Source organism: Alkalimonas collagenimarina (genome assembly GCF_030717845.1).
GTDB classification, from domain to species: Bacteria; Pseudomonadota; Gammaproteobacteria; order Enterobacterales; family Alteromonadaceae; genus Alkalimonas; species Alkalimonas collagenimarina.
On record NZ_JAUZVZ010000007.1, the window covers coordinates 38,073 to 58,389 of the forward strand.

Below are 20,317 nucleotides of genomic sequence, written 5' to 3' on the forward strand. Positions count from 1 at the left end.
AAGCCGGTATCAGCGGAGTAGTGAAAACTGGTTACCGCCGCGATGTTGAGCATGCAGCATGGCCGCCGTAGCTCTTTCTATGAGTAGCAGGGCGTCATTGCCATCTTCAGGAAAGTGGCTGATGCCTATACTGATGGTAAGGTTAGGGATCTGCAGTGTGAAACGATGCAAGGTATCCAACTTCTGCAGTAATTTCTCGGCAACCAGCACCGTATCATAAATCCGTGATACATCGGTGACAAGGACCAAAAACTGATCATCGGCTAGCTGGCTAATGCTGTCGCATTGACGAACGGCCGCATTTAAATGCTGCAGTGTCAGTTCGATGATTTTCTTCGTGAACGCTGCGTCATGTTTATCGCGGATCGCTTTGAATTGATCGATTTGCACAAACATCAAGGCAAAGCCGCTGTTATGCCGCTGCGCATGCTTTAGCATAAATTGTAATTGATGCTGTATTTGCACAATACCCGGGGTGTCCGCGTATTGTTTGGGGAGCTGACTTTTCTGAAGTGCTACAAGTTCGCCCAAGGTACGCTCGGCCATGGTTTCAGCTTGCTTGAGCTGCTGTTGTAGTTCGGCATAGCTCGGTTCTGCTGGATTCATTTTCGGTTGCATAGAGGCTCCTTGCTGTCATCAGTTTTTCTCTGGGATCAAATGCCTCGGCCCCGAATTAATCGTACAGCGATTACCACTAAAGCAATGACCAGCAAGATGTGAATAAATCCACCCATGGTATAGGAGGATACTAAGCCAAGGGCCCAGAGAATAATCAGTAACACGATGATGGTTTCTAACATGAGAGATCGCCTGTTTAAGTGTTCATAGAGTCTACTATGCGATGGTTAGTTGTCGTTGTATGTGCGATAGATAACATAAGGGAGAAAAAACCCGTCCAGACAGACGGGTTAAAGGCGTGTTTTATTGAATACAACTTGATTTAAATGCGTGGTCTGGTGTTGGCATAATAAGTATCTACACTTTTTGTCCAGGTTTTATCTGCCATATTTGGCCAATGTTTTTTATCAAAACCGGGTGCATCACTTAAGGTGTCTTTATCAACATTTAAAACAAATCGCTTGTTTTCTGTATCCAGCGTCAGCGCGTCCCATGGCACCGCAAATAGCTTTTCACCCATGCCGAGAAATGAGCCAAATGACAGCACAGCATAGCTGACTTTGCCATTGGTGACATCCAACATAATTTCTTTAATGTCGCCGAGGCTTTCATCTTTCTGATTGTAAACATCATTCCCTATTAAGGTATCAGCACCCATTAAATGTGGGCCCGGGCCATCCAGAGATTCTTTATACATACCTAAGGTATCACGTGTTTCATAGTTCATATTCAGCTCCAACGTTACTAGTCTTGCTGTCGAACGAGAGTGTTGACGCAAGCTGTATGTAGCATAACGGAGCTTTCTGGTTTGCTCCGTGCGCTATCACACTCAACAAAAAACGGCTGCTAAAGTACGTTGGCGAACAGATGGTTGTCTTTAGCCGGTGTAGGCTAAAGGTTCACACCAAACGAGGATCTCATTATGAAATTACGCCACAACATCTACGCGGTACTGCTGACGTTACCTTTGTTCGCGCTGACGGCCTGCGACAGGAATACTGCTTCTGCACCGATGAATGCAACGCAAGACAGCGGCAACAGCCAAACGTCTCAGTTTGATGACAGCAGCTTAAACCGCTCTGTCTCCAATGCTTTGTTGCGTGATGCTGCATTTAGCGATAACAGCATTAGCGTTACTTCGGATAAAGGGCATATCACACTGAATGGCTCGGTAGCATCATTGCAGGATAAAAATCGTGCCACCGAAATAGTGAAAGAGGTTATCGGAGTGACCCGAGTGCAAAACAACCTTGAAATCATCATGACCACTAGCAGCTATTAAGCCATACCATTGAATGGAGACACCATCATGAAAGCACGAAATATTTATGCCGTTTTTTTTCTCAGCCTGTTTAGTTTGATATTAATTGGCTGTGGGGCAACTACCACCAGTGAAAGCACCGGTGAATACATTGATGACACCGTGATCACCACCAAAGTCAAAGCGGCGATTTTTAATCATGAGTTATTGAAAGTAAACGAGATCAGTGTCGAGACCTTCAAGGGTGAGGTGCAGTTAAGCGGTTTTGTCAGTTCGGCTTCGCATATGCCGATTGCAGTGCGTTTAGCCCGTGATGTGACTGGCGTGACCTCGGTCAAGAATGATATGCAGATAAAATAACCGACATTGTTTATTTTAATGTACGCTACCGAACAGAGTAAGCCTTGATATACACTATAATCATCGCTTACTTTATTCACAGGGAAGGATAGGCTATGCCTACAAAAAAACGAGCGGAACGTGTTTTAGAGATAGATCACCAACCTGGCCAGAATCATTTTTTAAATGCCTTGTCTGATGATATTCAGCAACGGCTGCTTCCGCACATGGAGCTGGTGCCGATGCCACTTGGCAAGGTGTTGTACGAATCTGGTGAAGTGATGCGGCATGTGTACTTTCCTACCAATTCTATCGTGTCTTTGTTGTATGTGATGGAAAACGGTGCTCAGGCAGAAATCGCCGTGGTTGGCCATGATGGCCTGATTGGTATGTCCTTGGTACTGGGCGGCGAAAGCACCACCAGTCGGGCTCTCGTGCAAAGTGCTGGCTTTGCCTATCGTTTACTGGGCCAGCGAATGAAAACCGAATTCAGCCGGCACGGCGATTTATTGCATTTGACCTTGCGTTATTCTCAGGCTTTGATCACACAAATGGCACAAACCGCGGTGTGCAATCGTCATCACAGCATTGAGCAGCAACTTTGCCGTTGGTTGTTGTTATCGCTGGACCGGTTAAAAGACAACCACCTGGTGATGACGCAAGAGTTGATTGCCAATATGCTGGGAGTACGCCGTGAGGGCGTGACCGAAGCGGCTGGCCGCTTGCATACCAAAGGTGTGATTGATTACAGCCGTGGCCACATTGTAGTGACCGACCGGCCCAAGATGGAAGCGCTTTGCTGTGAATGTTATGGCGTAGTGAAAGCGGAGACCGATCGTTTATTGCCTTGTCGTTATCAGCATAAAAAATAACTGCTGCAATGACTTCTTTGGCACCCTGCGTGCCATAGCGCACAGAGTCAGTGCACAGAACCTATTATACTTTCAGTTCAAGGCGGCATAGCACCTGTCTTGTGCCATGCTGGCATCGCCCGTGCTGAAGGTCATTGCTGTGCCGATACTCATAAAATCTGCTATCACCAATCATTTGGTTGAACTCTTACCTGCATCAGAGCGTCGCTTGTTGTTGCAGTACTGTGAGCTGGTTGAGTTGCAATTTGGAGCCGTGCTTTGTGAGCCAAACCAGGATTACCGCTATCTTTATTTTCCGATGAGTGGTTTTATCTCGCTGGTGAGTAAGCTAAAAGACCATAAACCACTGGAAATCGGCTTAATTGGCAATGAGGGCATGCTGGGTGGCACTTTGGTGCTTGGTGTGACGACTGCCCCTACAAAAGCGGTTGTACAGGGCAAAGGTACGGCCTGGCGAATTGAGTTGGTGATGCTGCAGCAACTGCTGCTCGATTGCCCTCAGTTGCGTTACATCATCCAGCAATACCTGTTTGTCTTGATGGCGCAGCTGTCGCAAAGTGCTGCTTGTGCGCATTTCCATGAATTGGATCAGCGCCTGGCACGCTGGTTGTTAATGAGCCATGATCGCGCGCACAGCAATGAATTTCATTTAACCCATCAGTTTCTGGCGGATATGCTGGGGGTTCGTCGCAGCGGTGTTACCGTGGCGGCGGGGCTGATGCAGCAAAAAAAACTAATTCAATACAGCCGCGGCCAAATCTGCATTATTGACCGGGCGGCATTGGAGCAGGCGAGTTGTGCCTGCTATCAGTGCAGTGTTGATCAGTACCATCGGTTGCTGGGAAAGCTGGCGCCAGATACAGCGCAGCAGCTGTTAACGGAGCAAGGAGCGCCATAACAGGTGTCGGATGTGATGACAAACCTCTTGCCAAATGAGCAGGCGGTTGCTGTGGTTGGTGCTACCAGAGGCCTCAGGTTTGGAACCATCCGCATGCAGCCAAAAGCCAAACAACATTCCGGTCAGGGTTGCCACGGCAAAAGTTTCTGGTGAGGTAAGTCTGTGGCGCAGTGCAGCGGCCACCACAGAGGTTTGCTCACTCAGTTGCCGCCGTTGCCAAGGCAATTGCTGTGTCAGCTGCTCAATACGTTGATCCAGTATAGACTTCGGTGGCACGTCAGGCCTCCTGTTTTGCAGCTGGGGGTGGTTGAGTGCCAATTGGACGAAGGCTTTGTACGGTAGCAGGAAAGCGCAGTAGTCTGCTGTAGTAAAGGCAGCGCCGCAACAAAAACCAGATAGCCAGCAGATTCACGATCATGGCCAGCCCGAGCGACTGCCACACTGCCAGTGCGCTCAGTTGTGCCAGCAGAACGATTTGCGTTAATACCGCAAACCACAGTGTGAGCACCAGTAAGCCAGCCAACAACGCAAACACCAGCAGGGCCACCATACTGCGGGCAACGCGCTCCCCCTCAAGGGTCAGCAGCTCCAGTTGACCATGTGCCAGGGTTTTTATTTGCAGCCACCAGTCGATTGCTTCCGCGGTGATATCGGGTTCAGCAGAAGCTGCGCCCGTAGTGGTTGCTGTGTCAGTAGCTTTAGCTGGCATCCTGCTCACCGGCCCGGCGGTTCAACCACATAGCGAACAGTGCTCCTCCTGCTAAGGCAATGCCAAGCGCTAACAGTGGATGATTGCGAACTTGTGCTCGGGTATTATCAGCCAGCTCGTGTTGCAGTTGCTGCAGTTGCGAGCTTTTGACTGCGACTGTTTCTGCTGCTTTGTGCGCACCATTGGCCATGGAGTTTACCGTGTTGTGTGCACTATCTGTGGCTTTTTGGATGGCTGGGCCAGCTGCATCTGAGGCGCTATCAATGGCTTTATGGATACCACTGGATGCTGAATCTACATGGCGGTCGAAGGCATTTTGGGTGCTGGTTGTTTCTGTTGGCTTACTCATAGTAACTCCGGTTAGGTTTAGCAGCGGCAGGTTTGCCAGTGACTGGTTCCTAGTCTATCAACCTGAGTTTCCCTACTCGGTGCGGCAGCACGCTTAGTCAGAATTAAAAAGTGTTGATTGGGTTTCAGCGAACCCTGCAACCGCCTTCTTGCTTCGCTCGGTACATGGCGGTATCGGCATAACGGATCAGGTCTGGTATGGAGCTGCCATGTTCTGGATAGATGGCCATGCCAATGCTGGCAGATAACGAAATTTCATGGCCATCAATCTGGTAAGGTTGGGTGATTGCTCTGCCGATTTTATGGGCCAGCTGAATCACATCCTCTTCGCTTTTGATGTGATTCAGCAAGAGCAGGAATTCATCCCCACCATGGCGGCTGACTGCATCGCTATCGCGCAATGCCGATGTCAGGCGGGCACTCACCAATTGCAAGATTGCATCGCCAGCGGCGTGGCCATGGTTATCATTGATGGGTTTAAAGTTATCCAGATCGACAAACAGCAAGGCAAACTGGCTTTGCTCACGTTTGGAGACACTGATTGCATGGCCAATTCGGTCCAGCATAATGCTGCGGTTCAGCGTTTGCGTCAGCGCATCGCACTGACTATCCTGGGTTAGTTTTTTTAACTTAGCCTGACTACTGATGTGCAGTGTTCCGGCGTGCAATAATGCTAACGCCAACAACAGTTTGTCTTGCTGTAGTTGCTGCTGCTCCTGGTACCATAATTTTTGTTGTACGACGATTTCACAGCGCATTTGCCGCATATCGCTATGCAAGGCATTCAGCTGCAGTTGCAGTACTGTGTTGTGCAGTACTGGTGAGTTGGTTACTTGTGGTTCACTCATCATAACGTTTGCCCTTTCGCTGCCAGGTGATTAAAAGAAACGGGGTAAACTATTTTTCTCAGCCTACCCCAAGGAGGGGGTCGATGAATGTGCGATACCGAACATTTACACAAATTTATCGTCAGTTATTTTTTTACAGCAATAAGTGGCTGCGAAGGCTCAAGGAGCCGTTCGATCACTTTTTAGCGGTGTCGTTTTTCTGAGCTTTGCCCATTTGGTTCTTATTGTGTTCGTTTTTCTCCTTGTTCCCTGTGTAAGGCGAAGCTTGGTCTTTTTTTACACTGCCAGGTTTAGGCTGAGCGGCATTCTTGTCAGAGTTACCGTTCTTTTCTGCTTGGTTGGCATTCATGCTTTGCTCGGTTTGCGCTGATTTGCCAACATTTTTTTGCTGATTGTTCTGGTTCATAATAACCTCGGTGATTGTCAGCCAGCACAGGATTGTGTCAACTGTAAGGCCACTATAGGTTGAGAGCGGTATGCAGTCGGTGCGTCAGCGCGCATAGCGGGGATCGGCCGCTTGATGTTTGCGTCAGATCAAGGCGGGCATGTACCAGTACGGTTACACTGCTTTGCAAAGTCAGCAAGGTACATAAGCTATGCAAAGCATTCAGTGGGATCCGGCTCTGATTGCCAAATACAATATCAATGGTCCAAGGTATACCTCCTACCCGACAGCGCTGGCACTGCAAGCACCTTTTGACAGCCAGATAGTGCGCCAGACCTTGCAGAGCTCCAGCGGAGAGCTGAGCCTGTACCTGCACCTGCCGTTTTGTCATCAGCTGTGTTACTACTGCGGCTGCAATAAGGTGATTACCCGTCATCAGCACAAAGCAGATCGTTATCTGGATGCATTGGCGCAGGAGATGGCGTTGTATCAGCCTTGGGTAGCACATCGGTCGATTGGCCAGATCCATTTGGGCGGCGGTACCCCGACTTTTTTAACCGAGCAGCAATTAAGCCGCTTAATGCGGCTATTTCAGCAGCACTTTGATTGTTCTCAGCTCGATGAATTAAGCATTGAAATTGACCCCCGCAGTTGCAGCCTGGAGAAACTGGCGCACTTGCGGAAGCTGGGTTTTAACCGGGTGAGTTTTGGCGTGCAGGATTTTGACCAGCAGGTGCAAATCACCATCAACCGGGTGCAGGATGCCGATTTAATTCGCCAACTGGTGGAGGGCTCCAAAACGCTGGGATTTCGCTCAGTGAATCTGGATTTAGTGTATGGTTTGCCGTATCAGCAAGCCGGATCTTTTGCCGAGACCTTAGCGCAAGTAGTGGCGCTGGACCCGGATCGGATTTCTTTGTTCAGTTATGCGCATTTGCCTGAGCGTTTTGCGGCCCAGCGTAAAATTCCGGATGCTGCTTTACCAGCTGCATCGACCAAACTGAAATTGCTGCAGCTTGGTATTGAAACCTTCAGCACCGCCGGTTACCAGTTTATCGGCATGGATCACTTTGCCAAGCCGGGGGATGGCCTGGCACAGGCGCAGCGGGATGGACGGCTGCAGCGCAATTTTCAGGGCTACACAACTCATGGTCAGAATGCCTTGCTTGGCCTTGGTGTTTCTTCCATTAGCCAGGTGGATGGGGTGTTGTGGCAGCACGAGAAAGACTTGCCGGACTATTATCAAGCCATTGACGCAGGCCATTTGCCGTTGGCCAAAGGGGTTGTGCTATCGAAAGATGATCGCATTCGCGCCGAGCTGATTGCTCAGCTAATTTGCCACTTTGAACTGGATATCGTTGCTTTCGCCAGTAAGTGGCAGCTTGATTTTGCCCGTTACTTTGCCGACAGCTTGCCGCAGTTGGCGCCGTTTATCGAAGATGGTTTGTTGGAGCTTACGTCTGGCCATATTCGGATCCGCGAGGCGGGGCGTTTGTGGGTGCGCAGCATCTGCAGCGCCTTTGATGTGTATTTACAGCAAGGCCAGCAGCGATACTCCAAAGTGGTGTAAGCTGCTGGCCAAAACAAAGCCACCGCGAGGGTGGCTTTGTTGTTCGTGCAAAGAAACCGTGCTTACAAGTGGTAGCTGATGTGCTGGTGGAAGCGTATCACCAAATCATCCCGTTCCGGATTCAGGTTTACGCCTTTGGCAAAACGGCGCAGGGCGGTTTCTACCTGGTTCATAAAGCGGCCATAGCCCATATCGGTGTAATCATCCTGCGTAGCAAAGATAATAAGCTGGACCGACTCTACCAGGTTGCTGTCGTCCCAGTCGGCAATCAATTGCCCTTCGCGGATGCTGGTATCAAAACCAATCATCTGCAACTCCTGGCCGGTGCTCATTTTGTCGAACTTACTGTTGCGTACCAGTGGCAATAAACCATTGGCCAGTACGGCTCGGTGCGTCAGCTTGTTCAGGCTGGTGGCTTCAACAAATTGATCCTGGATCAATTGGTACAGCTCGGTATAAGGCCGGTCGGACTTGGCATTAATGGTTACCTGCTCTTTGACGTAACGGCTCAGTGGCAGATTAATGATGGCGTAGGTCAGGGCACTGTGCTCTGAAGGCAGCTCGCACTGGCGGGCTTTGTAACGCGCATCCAGTGAACGCAGTTTGTAGCCATAACTTTCTTTAATACCTTTTTGCTTGGCAAAAAGATCGTACGTTAGATGCTGATGATCCCGGACTTTTATTTTCAGCTCCGGGCTATTGATTTCATCACTGAAGCGCTGCAATAAGGCCCGGACTTTGTTATGGAAGTCGGCGGCATTGGCGCGGATGTTGGCATCGGTGGCCAAAAACAGCAAAGAGACTTTGCGGGCTTTTTCTGCCGGGTTGAAAAAACTGTTTTGCGCTTCGTGGTAAGCCGGGTTGTAGAAAAACAGAATTTGTTCGGCAGTTTGCAAGGTGTAGGCCTCGGTGTGAAAACGCACTACCGGGGTTTTGCCATTGGCAATCAGATGGACGTTGCGCAGGCCCGCTTGATCGGCCAGCTCAAAGAAAATTTTACCAAGCTGCAGATAAAACTCTTTGTAGGGCTCGGCCTGATCGACCAAAGGCGCGCCAAAGCGGGCCAGAATAGAATCGGTCAGGGCAAATTCAGCAAGTAGATACTGATTATCCCTGGAACTGGTTGGAATATAAACTTTGTGTTGGCTGCTGACCGGCATAACTCCCCCGTTAAAGCTGTGCTTATTTGCTGGCTATTGTAGCAAAATTTAACCAGTTGGACTTCTCATTTTTGTTGGTTTTTCACAAAGATAGTAGCCGCTATACCGAATCGGTACAGCAGCTTGCCTTATGAACCGGAGCGAGCAAAGCGTCCCAGTTGCTGTTGTGTTCTGGCTGTGCCATCCAGCAAGGCTTTGGCGGCATCGTCGATGGACGTCATCTGCTCATTGGCTTCGTTGGTGACATGCTCAATGGCCGATAAATGCTGATGCGTTTGCTGGTAGCGCTTTTCCAGGGCATTGACGGTTTGGTTGATGCCCTGAATGCGATTTTTGGTATCGGCCAGCTGCTGCTGTAGCCCGACAAATTCGTTGCTGGTGACACTGGTTTGCTGCTGCGCATCTTTGGCTTGTTTGTTCAGGCTTTCCGATTCCGTTCGCGTTTCTTGCACCAGCCGCTCCATGTCGTTCAAAAAGCCGGAGATCTGCCGGGTGGCGTCGTTCACCTTGGCTGCCAGGGTTCGAACTTCATCTGCCACCACCGCAAAACCACGGCCAGCTTCACCAGCCCGGGCTGCTTCAATGGCGGCATTGAGCGCCAGTAAATTGGTTTGGTCGGAGAAGTTTTCTACCATCACCAGTATTTGCCGCACATTTTCCGCATTTTGGTGCAAGCCATTGATGGTCTGGCCAAAGGTATCCAGCAAGTTGACAATACCTGCCAGCTGACCAGACAATTGCTGCATCTGGCTGCTGGCGCCCTGAGCGCTGCTGACGGTGACGGTGGCCACGTCGCTCATTTGATCGCCGTGTTGCACGATGTCGGATAAATACTCCAGCACCTGATCGCTCTCGCCGCGGATTTGATGGCTGCGTTTTTCAGTATCTTGTAAATGGCAGCGGGTGGTTCGTACGGCTTTGGATACCTGCTCATTGGTTTCATGGGTACGCTTGGCTTCCTGATGGATCTCACCTAACAGCTGGCCCAATTGACTGACAAACTGGTTGTATTGCTCAGATAAGGTACGAAATTCATCGTGGGTAAAAGCAGGCAGCCGATGCTGTAAGTCAGTGCCCTTGCTGTTGGTTTCCTGCAAGGCCGATACCAGCGCCTGCACTGGGCGTACGATCAGATGGTGCAAATAAAAAATGGTGAAAATAAAGGCCGCCGAGCCCAACAACAGTAAAACCCACCAGCCGGTGCCGGCACCATCGGCCGGATAGGCCAGGAACAGAGCTGCCGCGAAGAAAAACGCCAGAAAGCCAATATTGCCGATAATTTTGCGGGTGAGGGTATAAAAGAAGGTTTGTTCTATAAAGTTATACACTTTGGCAAAACTCCCCATAGTTTATCCATGCATCAGTTTAGGTCAGAATAACAGCAGCATAGCATAACTGCCGGGGCTGACTATTGTTTCAGCGCAGGTTTTACTGCTTTTGGGCTGTCGTTTATTTGCTTGGTTGAGCAGGCATCAGCTCGAGTTTATAACGTTGAAACTCCTTACTCAGTGGCTCTTGTTGCAGCAGCTGCTGCACCCAGTGATACAAGGTATCGATGGCTAACGGGTGTTCAGGATGAATAAGCAATTGATGTTGGTAGCTTTGGTCGACGCGCTCTGAAATCAGCAGTTGAGCCGCTTTCTCCGGATAAGCATGCAGGAACTGGTATAAAAATGAGCGGGTGACAATCGCACTGTCCGTTCGTTCTTTTAGCACCAGTTCGACGCTGGCCTGATGATTACTGACCAGTGTCATCCGGTAGGTATCCGCCAGTATGTCAGGATCGGTTTCATAATTGGTTAGTTGGTAATGATAACCAAGAATTCCGGCGATGGTTTTCCCACTCAGATCATCAAACCACTGTTGTGAGCTGGCGTTGCTGCGCAGTGCAATAAAAACTTCATCATCTTTAGCAAAAGCCGGGGAGTTGTCGATGGCGATGTCACGTTGTCCCCAGCCCCAGGCGATGTCCTCGAAGAAGATCGCATCGAACAAGCCTTGCTGATAATCCTGATGGCGGCGGATCGGGGTGGTGAGGATCAGTTCAAACACATACTCTTGTTGCAATTGATTGAGCTGGCGGATCAGCTCAACCGTCAATCCTTTTGCCAGACCATGTTCCAGCTCAATGTAGGGAGGAAACTCATAGCCACCCACCCGCACCAGGTTTTTTGCAGACGCCTGATTGAAAAAAAATACCAATGCAATTAACGCAGCAATCACAACAGACTGCATAATCGATTCCTTTTAACAGCGAGTGCTAAGTTATTCCTTACCTATATCTTCGTACCATAGTTGCGGTGAGCTGGCAATAAAGTCTTCCATCAGCTGGATGCACTCTGCATCCTGCAAAATGGTCAGTTTGACACCCCGGCTACGGACATACTCCTCGGGTCCCTGAAAGGTTTGGTTTTCACCCACCACGATTTTAGGGATGCCATACAGCAAGGCGGTTCCACTGCACATATCGCATGGTGACAAGGTGGAATACAGTGTGGCTCTCTTGTAATCGGCTGGTTTTAACCGGCCTGCTTGTTCAAAACAGTCCATTTCGGCGTGCAAAATAGCACTGCCGTGCTGCACCCGCCGGTTATGACCCCGGCCAACAATGGTGCCATCAATGACCAATACGGAGCCAATGGGAATTCCTCCCTCCGCCAAGCCATTTCTGGCTTCATCAAGAGCGGCTTGCATAAAAGGATCGCGCATAGAAATACCCCATTTTCATTTCAGCATAGTAGTTTTATTGCTCAAGTGCTAGCTGGTTTTGCAGCCTTGCTGCTCTGTGGTAGATTGCAATTTCACAACGAACCAGAAGGTAACACCTATGCTCTCCATTCTTGCTTTACTGGCCAGTACAGCCAATCCGGCGGTAGCAACCGATAACGAAGCCGCAGCGCAGTTTTGGCTGAATATGGCGCAACATTGTGGCCAGGCCTATGAAGGTAAGCGGGTGATAGCCCGGGACGATCGGCCGGATTTGCTGGAAGGGAATGAACGACTGATTGTGCATTTTCGGGAGTGCTCCAGTGAGCTGTTGGCCCTGCCATTTCATATTGGCAATGCTGATGGCAGTTGGGATCGTTCGCGCACCTGGCGCTACAGCTGGCAGGATGGCAAGCTGGAGCTGCGGCATGACCATCGGTTAAACACCGGCGCACCGGATGAAAGCAACACCATGTACGGTGGTTTATCCATCGGGCAGGGCACACCAGAGCAGCAACAGTTTTTATTTACCGAACGCACCGCAGAAGATGGTTCCGCCCTGGGCTGGCGCATCGAAATTGTGCCGGGTGAGCGCTATACCTACGGTACTTTTAGTGGCGATAACTGGACCTGGCGGTTGGATTTTGACTTGAGTAAACCATTGGACAAACTACCCCCAGCACCCTGGGGGCATGAGTAAGCCGTTTAAGTGCTTAGCCAGCAGCATGAGAGCCGTTTCTGGTTGAAAGCTAGCTGCCGAAAAGTTGTAAATATCGCCAATTAACAATACTTATGTGGCCTTGACTGTCTTCATCCTGCTACACAGCGCAGGTATGCTTAACCGTGGCTGCATCATTGTGAGCCATATGAGCTATGTTTCTTTTCTTTAACTGGAGCGTACAAGTTTGACTACTGTAGAAGTGATTATCCTGGCAATAATTCAGGGCATTACCGAGTTTTTACCTATTTCTTCTTCTGCACACTTAATTTTGCCCTCGGCGGTGCTGGGCTGGCAAGATCAAGGCATTGCCTTTGATGTGGCCGTGCATGTCGGCACCTTATTCGCAGTAATGCTGTATTTCCGGCAAGATATAGGGCAATTAACGGTAGGCTGGTTAAACTCCTGCCGTGGCCGGCAGAGCACCTATGGCACTCTGGCCTGGATGGTGATTGCGGCCACTATTCCGGCAGGGCTGGCGGGGTTACTATTTGCGGAGCTGATTGAAACCTTGTTACGGTCGCCCTGGGTTATTGCTATTACCACGCTGATTTTTGGCAGCTTACTGTGGTTCGCCGACAGCACCGCGAAGCAGCATACGGTGATGGAGCAAGTTGGCTGGCGTCAGGTGCTGATTATTGGTGTGGCGCAGGCGATATCCTTGATCCCCGGCACCTCACGCTCTGGTATTACCATGACAGCCGGCTTAATGCTGGGGTTAGACAGAGCCAGCGCCGCCCGTTTCTCGTTTTTGCTGTCGATCCCCATTATTGTGTTAATTGGTGGCTATCAAGCAAATAAGCTACTTAAAAACCCAGAGATTTATGATTTTTACAGCCTAGGTTTAGGTTTGGTATTAGCCTTTATCAGTGCGTTGATATGCATTCATTTTTTCCTGAAAATCATCAGCCGCATGGGCATGTTACCCTTTGTGATTTACCGCTTGATATTGGGTGTCGCGCTATTAATCTTCCTGACTTTTTATTAGTGGAAATTAACCCTGCGTACTGGTACTCCAGTACGCTTGGGTTATAAAACCTTTTTGTAATAGTTTCTTACTGATCCGCTCCAGTTCGCTGCCGTCAATCGACATTGCAGATAAGGTGGCAGTTATTTCAATGTCATCATCGCCAAACGGGGTGATATCCAGTGATCGGCTTGGAAGTTCAGCCGCCTCCAGCACCAGCTCTACTACATCCATGGCGTGCTTTTGCTGAGGTTTTGGTGCTATCACGTAGAGGATATGGGTCATCTCCGTGCCCTCCACATCCAGTGGCTGACGGTTGATGCGATTGACTATTGGCCGCAGTAAGGTATTGGCTGCCAGCACAAAAACAGTGCCTAAGATTGCCTCCATAATTAAATCAGCACCCGCGCTGGCGCCAATGGCGGCGGAGCCCCACAAAGTGGCGGCAGTGTTAATGCCCCGCACATTGCCTTGCTCACGCATAATCACGCCGGCACCTAAAAAGCCGACACCAGACACCACATAGGCAATGACATGGGCAGCACTGCCTGCGCCATTCAGATTATATGCAATATCCACAAAGATGGCGGCGCCTACAGCAACTAAGGCATTTGTACGTAAGCCAGCGGTTCGTTGCCGGTATTGCCGCTCTAAGCCAATCAGCGAGCCAAGAATAAATGCCGCGGTAAGACTAACCAGCGTATCTAACAACGAAATAAGAGAAAAATTAGCAATAGCCTGCATGGTTAATTCCTTTAAGGCAGGGGCGATGGTGGCAAAGCGGTCAGGCTTGGTAGCCTGACCGCTACGTATTACTGCACTATGACACTTAAGCCGCTACAGGCAACTCGAGCAACCAGGTTGCCATGCCAAAGTAAATCAGTACGCCACAGGCATCGGCGATAGAGGTGATTAATGGTGCACTGGCTGCAGCCGGATCCAGTTTAAGCCGGCTTAGAACAAAGGGTAATGACATACCAATGACACTGCCCATAATCACCACCAATTGCATGGTTAAGGCCACTACCAACGCAATTTCTGGTCCGCCGCGCCATAAGCCGAGCAAAGACACCGCTGTGGCCATGGTCAGGCCTAGTAAGCCGGCAACTAAAAATTCCCGGCCCAGCATACCAGCCCAATCCTTTAGTACGATCTCACCAGTGGCCAGGGCGCGAACCATCAAGGTGGCTGACTGCGAACCGGCATTACCGCCACTGTCTACCAACAAGGGCAAGAAAAAGACCAAAGCGACATAGGCAGCAATCGTATCTTCAAAATAGGCGATGCCAGCACCAGAGAATATATTGCCAAACACCAGCAGTACCAGCCAGAACACCCGCTTTTGATAGAGTATTTTTACGCTGGCATCTTTAATGCTCCCTATAACTTGACCAACAGCACTGCTTTTATGAAAATCCAGATCGGCTTCTTCTGATGCCACGTCCATTGCATCATCATAGGTCACAATGCCCACCAGCTTGTTGCCACCGTTTATTACAGGTAATGCCAGTAAGTCATATTTGGCAATCAGTTGAGCTGCGATTTCCCGCGGGGCATCAGCACGAACAAAAATTGGGTCACGCTGCATAAAGTCACTGATTGACTGCTCTGGTTCTGCCATAATCAGTTGGCGTAACGATACTGTCCCCAGCAAACGTCTATCAGCATCAACAATATAAGCTTGATAAATGGTTTCTTTATCTGGTGCTACCTTACGTAAGCGGGCAATGCCCTGTGCCGCAGTCAACTGCTGATCCAGCAATGCATAATCAGACGTCATCACTGAACCGGTTTTGTCTTCATCATAGGATGCCAGCCGGCGAATATCTTCCCGCTCAGCCTGTGCCAGACCGGGTAGTACCCTGGCTTGATCTTCCTCAGATAACACATTAAATAAATCAGCTCGCTCATCCGGCGACATATGTAAAAACAGCTCTGATGCCGCTTGGGCATCCAGAGCCTGAACAATATCGGCTTCTTTTTCTTTATCTATATAACCAAAAAGCTCCGCCCGGGCTGCAGCGGGAGTCAGTGCCAACAACAAACACACCTGTTCCAGGTCAAAAGCGCCAAATACTGCGCCGATATCGGCCGGGTGACATTGCTGCAATAGCTGCTGCATCTCATGCTGATCTTTACTTAAGGCAATGGTCTTCAGCGTGAAAATTAAGTCTTGTCCATTCATATGCAAAGTCTCCTGTCAGAATAAGTTGAAATACAGCACGGCACCGGCCGAGACAAAATCTTCCCGGCCTTGGCGATGCAGGCGGTTGCCATAGCTTGCATCCAGTTGCAAACGGCCTGGCAACACCTCCTGTAAATAGCCAAGCTGATAGAGAGGACGGCCGGCCTGCTCACGGTGCAGCTCTACAAACAACCATTGATTGGCGGCAAGCTCGCGTTGCAGTGCGATACCGGCAGTCCAGTCATTGCTTTGCTGGTTGCGTTGCATACGTCCTGCATTCAGATGCAGTAACCAGGCATCGTCTTGCCAGCTTTGGGTTAGCGCCAGGTTAAGGTGCATGTCGCCGTACTGATGCTGGCCTGCCGCAAACTCATAAGCCAGCTGAGCGGTAATACCAAAGCTATTAGCCGATAATGATTTAAGTTCGGTTTTAGCGGCCACTTGATACTGTTGGGGTTCACCGCTGGCAGTACGCGCCACAGCAAAACCCCATTCAACGCCCGCCAACTGGCAGGCAGGCGCCAGCCATAAGCTATTGCCACTGCGTTCACTTTGCCACCAGCTCTCCAACTGGCACTGATCAGCCAGCGTGGCGTCATCAGTTAACATTGGTCGGCCAGCCTGGGTTTGCAGGCTAAAAACACTGAGACCAAGTATCAGCGCAGAGAATACTAACGATTTGGATGGGGCTAAGGTTGCATCACGCAAAGCAGCATGGTTTAAAATAAACATGTGCCTGTTCCTCTTCTGTTAGCGCGAAGTGGCCACCAGAGTGAATCAATATGTCAGGCAAGGACTTGTTGCAGCAAAAAATACAAGACAAAGCTCATTGCCATTGCAGGCGCAGGCCAGCAAAGCAGGTATAACTTTGTATTGGGTAAGGCAGAGAAAGGAAACTAACAACCATCACTACCCTGTCATCGACAGAGCAGTACACCAAAGTGACTACACTATCAGACGTTTATTTGTGCAACAGGCCTTGGCCTACTACCAGATTGTTCGCCCACAGTGGGTCCTCGCGGTGGTTGTAATTGCGTCGCATTGTAAAGCGAAAAGCCAGCTTGTCAAGCTGGCCAGGGATAACTTCACTAAATTGTCATGGTACCCGCTGCAGTGTTTTACCCTGCATGCTGGTTAGCTCACAGACCAAAATTGGCCGAGAAGTTGTAAATAACCCCAACCGACAAGGCCCATGGATCCTGGCCGGGTTCAATGGTTAACGATTTGCCATGACCGCCGCCGGCAGAGACGTTAAAGCTGGCATTTTGCTGGTTATTGGTCATGGCTGCTGCGCCATACAAGGTCAGGTTGCGGCCAAAGCGGCGATCCACGCCAAGCGACACCATGGTGGCACCGCTGTCATCGGCATCGGCAGAGCCGGCATGGTACAACTGGCCTTTAACGCTGTACGCATCGTTGATGCGGTAAGCCGCGCCCACACCGTAGGCGCTGCGATCACCGCCACTGAAGCTTTCACTTTGTTGCCAGAACGCCGTCAGACGCCATTGTTCGGTTAAACGATAACTGGCACCGGCCCGAATGCCGCTGAGAGCCGGGTTATCCAGGCGGTTGCGGCGCTCGTAGGCCAGCATCACCATCAGCGCTTTGTTGTCAAAAGTGACCGAGCCACTATACGCATCGTCTTTGTTATCGGTGGTGCTGCCGGTGCGATCATTGGATGAATAATGCAGATCCAGTGTGATGTTTTGCATGGCCGGGGTTTGATAGTGCAGGCCATTGCGAAAACGCCGGTCTAAATCGACACCACCACCGCGCACGATGTTGCGGGCATCCCCGACCTGATCGCCAAATAAGTCGGTGCGGCTGCGAACATTTTTCAGAGGGGTATCAAAAAAACCGGCCCGTACCAGGCCAAAATCGCCTTGCAAGCCTAAAAAGCTGTTGCGCGAGGCCCAGTCGCCACTGCCTTCATCCAGCCGAATAAGGCTTTCGATTTGCAACAAGACTTTTAGATTGTCCTGCACTTGGTGCGAGCCGCGGATACCAAAGCGGCTGGCATTGCTGGCCAGGTTCAGGCCGCTGTCATTGCCGTTATCCAGCTGATCGACGGACAGATGAGCCCGACCGTAAATGCCAAACTCAGTGGCATACAGCGGATTCAGCAGTAAGGCGCAACTGGCGGCCAGGTTGCAAAGCAGGAAGCGTTTCTTCATAAAAATTTCCGTCATATTTTTGCCATAATGGTAGTTGGCAGGCCAGCAAAATGAAAGAGAAAACAGATGGCTAGCTGGCCTTGAGTAAATAGAAGCGGATCTTCAAGGCCTGAGCTGCTGGCCAGAGCAGCTGCAATTGCTGTTCGAGCTGCTGCTGACTGACATCATGGAGTGCTTGTTGGGCCTTTGTGTTAAGTAAGATATCAACCAGAATAGGGTCTTGATAATAAAGGTTCATTTCAACATCATGGCTGTTAAGTTGGTAGGAGTGCAGCAGCTGTTTGATAGCATCGGTTAAAGCTGGCCGGATGTTCAAAGCTTGCAGCGATGATGGCACTTCTGAAGCCGGGCTATTGATGTGGACCAGGATATCGCCGATTTCGGAGAATTGCTGCTGCAGTTGCTGCTTGACCTGAGTACCCAGCCAGTGCGCTTCGGAGGCACTAAGTCGTGGCGCAACTTCCAGTTTTAGCTCTAGCAGAACTTTGCCACCACTGGTTCGGCTGCGCATGGCATTGATGGCATGGATCCCATCCATTTGCAAAATCAGCTGATGGTAGCTTTGCTGCTGTTGCTCGGGGATGGCGGTATCTATTAGCTCTGCCAGGCTGCGTTTTAGCAGTTGCACACTGATCAACGCAATCAGCACCGCGACCAGCAGGGCAGCCAGTGCATCGAGCCACCAGATCCCCAGCATGGCACCACCAGCCCCTATCAGCACTACAATGGAGGAAAAAGCATCGCTGCGGCTATGCCAGGCATTAGCGCTGAGTAAATCGGATCCTATAGCGCGGGCTGCTTTGATGGTGTACCAGTAGAGGCTTTCTTTAATCAGCCAGGAGAGTGCCGCCACTGCCAGTACAGGCCAAGCCGGAACAGTGCCGCTCTGGCCTTGAAGCAAGGTGACACTGTTTTGCCACAGCAGGCCCAGGGCGACTGCCAACAGCATCAGGCCAAGCAGGACAGTGCCTAAGGTTTCTATGCGCCGATGACCAAAAGGATGGTTTTTATCGGCGGCTTTACCACCCAGTCGTATACTGACCAAGACCACGGCATCGGTGGCCAGATCGGATAACGAGTGAATGCCATCGGCTACCAGGGCCGCAGAATGGCCGAGCACACCGGTGATGATTTTCAGCACTCCGAGCAGAGTATCAAACAGAGCACCTACCAGTGTGACTTTATTGGCATGAACAGCATCTTGCTTTGTGGTCGTTAATCCCGAGTGCGAATGCTTCATGACATGATGTCTTTAGGAGGAACAGATGGCTCAAGTATTAGCTGCCTAAACACCTGGCGTCAAATGTGCCGCAACCCTAGCGGGGTAGTGGCCACTTCCTCGCCAGATACCAGCCTGCTACCATCGCTACAACAAAACCAAGGGTACCTATGCTTCCTGCACTTAATGCGCTAATTGCAGGCCCCGGGCAGTAGCCCGCCAAGCCCCAACCCAAACCAAAGATAGTCGCACCAATCAACAGAGGTTTGTCTGGTTTCGATACAACTGGCAGGTGAAATTTCTCTGCCATGATTGGGGCAGGCTTGTGGCGTATCAGCCAGAAACCAGTGCTGTAGACAGCAAGGGCTGAAGCCATAACCAGTGCCAGGCTTGGATCCCAGTTACCGGTTACATCCAAAAAAGCCAGTACCTTAGCTGGGTCGATCATTTTGGACACCGCAATGCCAACAGACATTAAGAGGCCAGCTAAAAAAGCGAAAACTATGTGCATTTTCATCTCCATCAAAATAGGCTGGCGGTAAACACGCCAGCGGCCATAAATACCAAGGTAGCCACAAGTGAGCGGGCTGAGAATCGACTAATACCACAGACACCGTGGCCCGAAGTGCAGCCGCTGCCCCAGGCGGTGCCAAGACCAACCAGCATACCTGCCATCACGGTTCGTATAGACAACTCAGGCGTGCTGAAGCTGAAATCGCTGAGCAGTAGGCTCACGACGACAGGCCCAAGCAATAAACCAACGACAAAGGCCAGACGCCAGCTGCGACCTTCGCGCTGAAAAATAGCCAAGCTGGTAATACCGGAAATACCCGCAATTCTGCCAAGGGTTGCCATTAGCAATAAAGCACCCAAACCAATAAAAGTGCCGCCAATGAGCGCGGAGAGTGGAGTAAAGTTATCCATAATGTCCTCTTATTTCACAACAGGAAGCTGTGCGTCGAACCAACCCTGCATGCCAGGTGCCACGGAATACACATCGGAAAACCCCATGCGCTGCAGTGACTCAGCTGCCAGCGCAGAGCGGGCACCAGAGCGGCAAATTAAATAGAGTGGCTCGGCAGCTAGTTGCTCCAGCGCAACATCCGCCGCACAACCACTGGCGGCGACGGCTGGGTGGTTGGCCAACTGCATTTCCAGTACGCCTCGTGGGTAGTTCACGGCGCCGGCGATATGGCCTTGGGCAAATTCAGCCGGCTCGCGCACATCAATTAGTCTTGGTTCAGGGTGAGTTTTCAAGTAGCTTGAAAGTTGTTCAAGATCTACTTCTTTAATGGCAGCTTTTGCTTCTGCCACCAATTGCTGTGATGTTTTCATGTATG

Annotated in this window: 27 protein-coding genes; 7 read left to right on the forward strand and 20 right to left on the reverse strand. The window is 50.4% G+C overall.

Translation table 11 applies throughout. From position 1 onward, the window contains the following. Positions 1–9 precede the first annotated feature (9 nt). From Q3O60_RS06230 to Q3O60_RS06240, 3 genes are all read right to left on the reverse strand, one after another. A complete protein-coding gene (locus tag Q3O60_RS06230; protein ID WP_305893042.1) occupies positions 10–618 on the reverse strand; it encodes a GGDEF domain-containing protein in 609 nt (202 codons plus the stop codon). Between the two features lie 35 nt (positions 619–653). Beyond that, positions 654–800: a lmo0937 family membrane protein gene (locus tag Q3O60_RS06235; protein ID WP_305893043.1), complete on the reverse strand. Its 147-nt coding sequence runs from the start codon at positions 798–800 to the stop codon at positions 654–656. A 140-nt stretch (positions 801–940) separates the two neighbouring features. Continuing rightward, positions 941–1,345: a PRC-barrel domain-containing protein gene (locus tag Q3O60_RS06240; RefSeq protein WP_305893044.1), complete on the reverse strand. Its 405-nt coding sequence runs from the start codon at positions 1,343–1,345 to the stop codon at positions 941–943. A 195-nt stretch (positions 1,346–1,540) separates the two neighbouring features. Between Q3O60_RS06240 and Q3O60_RS06245 the strand changes: the two genes are divergently transcribed. From Q3O60_RS06245 to Q3O60_RS06260, 4 genes are all read left to right on the forward strand, one after another. After that, positions 1,541–1,900, forward strand: coding sequence for a BON domain-containing protein (locus Q3O60_RS06245; RefSeq protein WP_305893045.1), 360 nt, complete (start codon positions 1,541–1,543; stop codon positions 1,898–1,900). Positions 1,901–1,927: 27 nt separating this feature from the next. Then, a complete protein-coding gene (locus Q3O60_RS06250) occupies positions 1,928–2,239 on the forward strand; it encodes a BON domain-containing protein (RefSeq protein ID WP_305893046.1) in 312 nt (103 codons plus the stop codon). 95 nt (positions 2,240–2,334) lie between these two features. Further along, complete coding sequence (locus tag Q3O60_RS06255) at positions 2,335–3,090, forward strand: Crp/Fnr family transcriptional regulator (RefSeq protein WP_305893047.1); 756 nt, start codon at positions 2,335–2,337, stop codon at positions 3,088–3,090. A gap of 139 nt (positions 3,091–3,229) precedes the next feature. Continuing rightward, positions 3,230–3,988, forward strand: coding sequence for a Crp/Fnr family transcriptional regulator (locus tag Q3O60_RS06260; protein ID WP_305893048.1), 759 nt, complete (start codon positions 3,230–3,232; stop codon positions 3,986–3,988). Here the strand turns inward: Q3O60_RS06260 and Q3O60_RS06265 are convergent. The 5 genes from Q3O60_RS06265 to Q3O60_RS06285 all read right to left on the reverse strand — a co-directional run bounded on the left by Q3O60_RS06265 (position 3,965) and on the right by Q3O60_RS06285 (position 6,299). Continuing rightward, positions 3,965–4,264 carry a hypothetical protein gene (locus Q3O60_RS06265; protein ID WP_305893049.1) on the reverse strand — a complete coding sequence of 100 codons (300 nt, stop codon included), beginning with the start codon at positions 4,262–4,264 and terminating at the stop codon, positions 3,965–3,967. The two genes, Q3O60_RS06260 and Q3O60_RS06265, sit on opposite strands and share 24 nt — an antisense overlap. A 1-nt stretch (position 4,265) precedes the next feature. Next, positions 4,266–4,697: a hypothetical protein gene (locus Q3O60_RS06270; RefSeq protein ID WP_305893050.1), complete on the reverse strand. Its 432-nt coding sequence runs from the start codon at positions 4,695–4,697 to the stop codon at positions 4,266–4,268. After that, positions 4,687–5,046, reverse strand: a complete 360-nt coding sequence (locus Q3O60_RS06275; protein ID WP_305893051.1) for a hypothetical protein — start codon at positions 5,044–5,046, stop codon at positions 4,687–4,689. The genes Q3O60_RS06270 and Q3O60_RS06275 overlap by 11 nt, the downstream gene beginning before the upstream one ends. Positions 5,047–5,170: 124 nt before the next feature. After that, complete coding sequence (locus Q3O60_RS06280) at positions 5,171–5,896, reverse strand: GGDEF domain-containing protein (RefSeq protein WP_305893052.1); 726 nt, start codon at positions 5,894–5,896, stop codon at positions 5,171–5,173. A gap of 172 nt (positions 5,897–6,068) precedes the next feature. After that, positions 6,069–6,299: a hypothetical protein gene (locus tag Q3O60_RS06285; protein ID WP_305893053.1), complete on the reverse strand. Its 231-nt coding sequence runs from the start codon at positions 6,297–6,299 to the stop codon at positions 6,069–6,071. 190 nt (positions 6,300–6,489) lie between these two features. Here Q3O60_RS06285 and hemN point away from each other — a divergent pair, with 190 nt between their 5' ends. Further along, positions 6,490–7,848 (forward strand): oxygen-independent coproporphyrinogen III oxidase, encoded by a 1,359-nt coding sequence (gene hemN, locus Q3O60_RS06290; protein ID WP_305893054.1) that lies wholly within the window; start codon positions 6,490–6,492, stop codon positions 7,846–7,848. Positions 7,849–7,910: 62 nt separating this feature from the next. On the opposite strand, the gene Q3O60_RS06295 is transcribed toward hemN, so the two are convergent. From Q3O60_RS06295 to Q3O60_RS06310, 4 genes are all read right to left on the reverse strand, one after another. After that, positions 7,911–9,008: a DUF3083 family protein gene (locus Q3O60_RS06295; RefSeq protein ID WP_305893055.1), complete on the reverse strand. Its 1,098-nt coding sequence runs from the start codon at positions 9,006–9,008 to the stop codon at positions 7,911–7,913. Between the two features lie 128 nt (positions 9,009–9,136). Then, a complete protein-coding gene (locus tag Q3O60_RS06300; RefSeq protein WP_305893056.1) occupies positions 9,137–10,354 on the reverse strand; it encodes a methyl-accepting chemotaxis protein in 1,218 nt (405 codons plus the stop codon). Positions 10,355–10,457: 103 nt separating this feature from the next. Then, positions 10,458–11,243 carry a transporter substrate-binding domain-containing protein gene (locus tag Q3O60_RS06305; RefSeq protein ID WP_305893057.1) on the reverse strand — a complete coding sequence of 262 codons (786 nt, stop codon included), beginning with the start codon at positions 11,241–11,243 and terminating at the stop codon, positions 10,458–10,460. Between the two features lie 30 nt (positions 11,244–11,273). Beyond that, entirely contained in the window at positions 11,274–11,717 is a 444-nt protein-coding gene (locus tag Q3O60_RS06310; protein WP_305893058.1) for a nucleoside deaminase, read from the reverse strand. A gap of 118 nt (positions 11,718–11,835) precedes the next feature. On the opposite strand from Q3O60_RS06310, the gene Q3O60_RS06315 reads away from it, so the two are divergent. Together Q3O60_RS06315 and Q3O60_RS06320 are read left to right on the forward strand one after the other, a co-directional pair. Next, a complete protein-coding gene (locus Q3O60_RS06315; protein WP_305893059.1) occupies positions 11,836–12,414 on the forward strand; it encodes a hypothetical protein in 579 nt (192 codons plus the stop codon). Between the two features lie 205 nt (positions 12,415–12,619). Then, positions 12,620–13,420, forward strand: coding sequence for an undecaprenyl-diphosphate phosphatase (locus Q3O60_RS06320; protein WP_305893060.1), 801 nt, complete (start codon positions 12,620–12,622; stop codon positions 13,418–13,420). A gap of 6 nt (positions 13,421–13,426) precedes the next feature. Here Q3O60_RS06320 and Q3O60_RS06325 read toward each other — a convergent pair whose 3' ends face one another. From Q3O60_RS06325 to Q3O60_RS06360, 8 genes are all read right to left on the reverse strand, one after another. Then, a complete protein-coding gene (locus tag Q3O60_RS06325; RefSeq protein WP_305893061.1) occupies positions 13,427–14,143 on the reverse strand; it encodes an MgtC/SapB family protein in 717 nt (238 codons plus the stop codon). 85 nt (positions 14,144–14,228) lie between these two features. Then, complete coding sequence (gene mgtE / locus Q3O60_RS06330; protein ID WP_305893062.1) at positions 14,229–15,584, reverse strand: magnesium transporter; 1,356 nt, start codon at positions 15,582–15,584, stop codon at positions 14,229–14,231. A gap of 15 nt (positions 15,585–15,599) precedes the next feature. Next, complete coding sequence (locus Q3O60_RS06335; protein WP_305893063.1) at positions 15,600–16,316, reverse strand: PA4824 family protein; 717 nt, start codon at positions 16,314–16,316, stop codon at positions 15,600–15,602. A 407-nt stretch (positions 16,317–16,723) separates the two neighbouring features. Then, the gene (locus Q3O60_RS06340) at positions 16,724–17,758 is read right to left on the reverse strand and encodes a porin (protein ID WP_305893064.1); all 1,035 of its coding nucleotides are present in this window, start codon (positions 17,756–17,758) and stop codon (positions 16,724–16,726) included. A gap of 70 nt (positions 17,759–17,828) precedes the next feature. Next, positions 17,829–18,998: a cation diffusion facilitator family transporter gene (locus Q3O60_RS06345; RefSeq protein WP_305893065.1), complete on the reverse strand. Its 1,170-nt coding sequence runs from the start codon at positions 18,996–18,998 to the stop codon at positions 17,829–17,831. A gap of 76 nt (positions 18,999–19,074) precedes the next feature. Then, positions 19,075–19,488, reverse strand: coding sequence for a DUF6691 family protein (locus Q3O60_RS06350; RefSeq protein WP_305893066.1), 414 nt, complete (start codon positions 19,486–19,488; stop codon positions 19,075–19,077). An 11-nt stretch (positions 19,489–19,499) separates the two neighbouring features. Then, positions 19,500–19,901 carry a YeeE/YedE family protein gene (locus Q3O60_RS06355; RefSeq protein WP_305893067.1) on the reverse strand — a complete coding sequence of 134 codons (402 nt, stop codon included), beginning with the start codon at positions 19,899–19,901 and terminating at the stop codon, positions 19,500–19,502. 9 nt (positions 19,902–19,910) lie between these two features. Then, on the reverse strand, positions 19,911–20,312 hold the full coding sequence (locus Q3O60_RS06360) for a rhodanese-like domain-containing protein (protein WP_305893068.1): 402 nt from the start codon (positions 20,310–20,312) through the stop codon (positions 19,911–19,913). Positions 20,313–20,317: the final 5 nt, after the last annotated feature.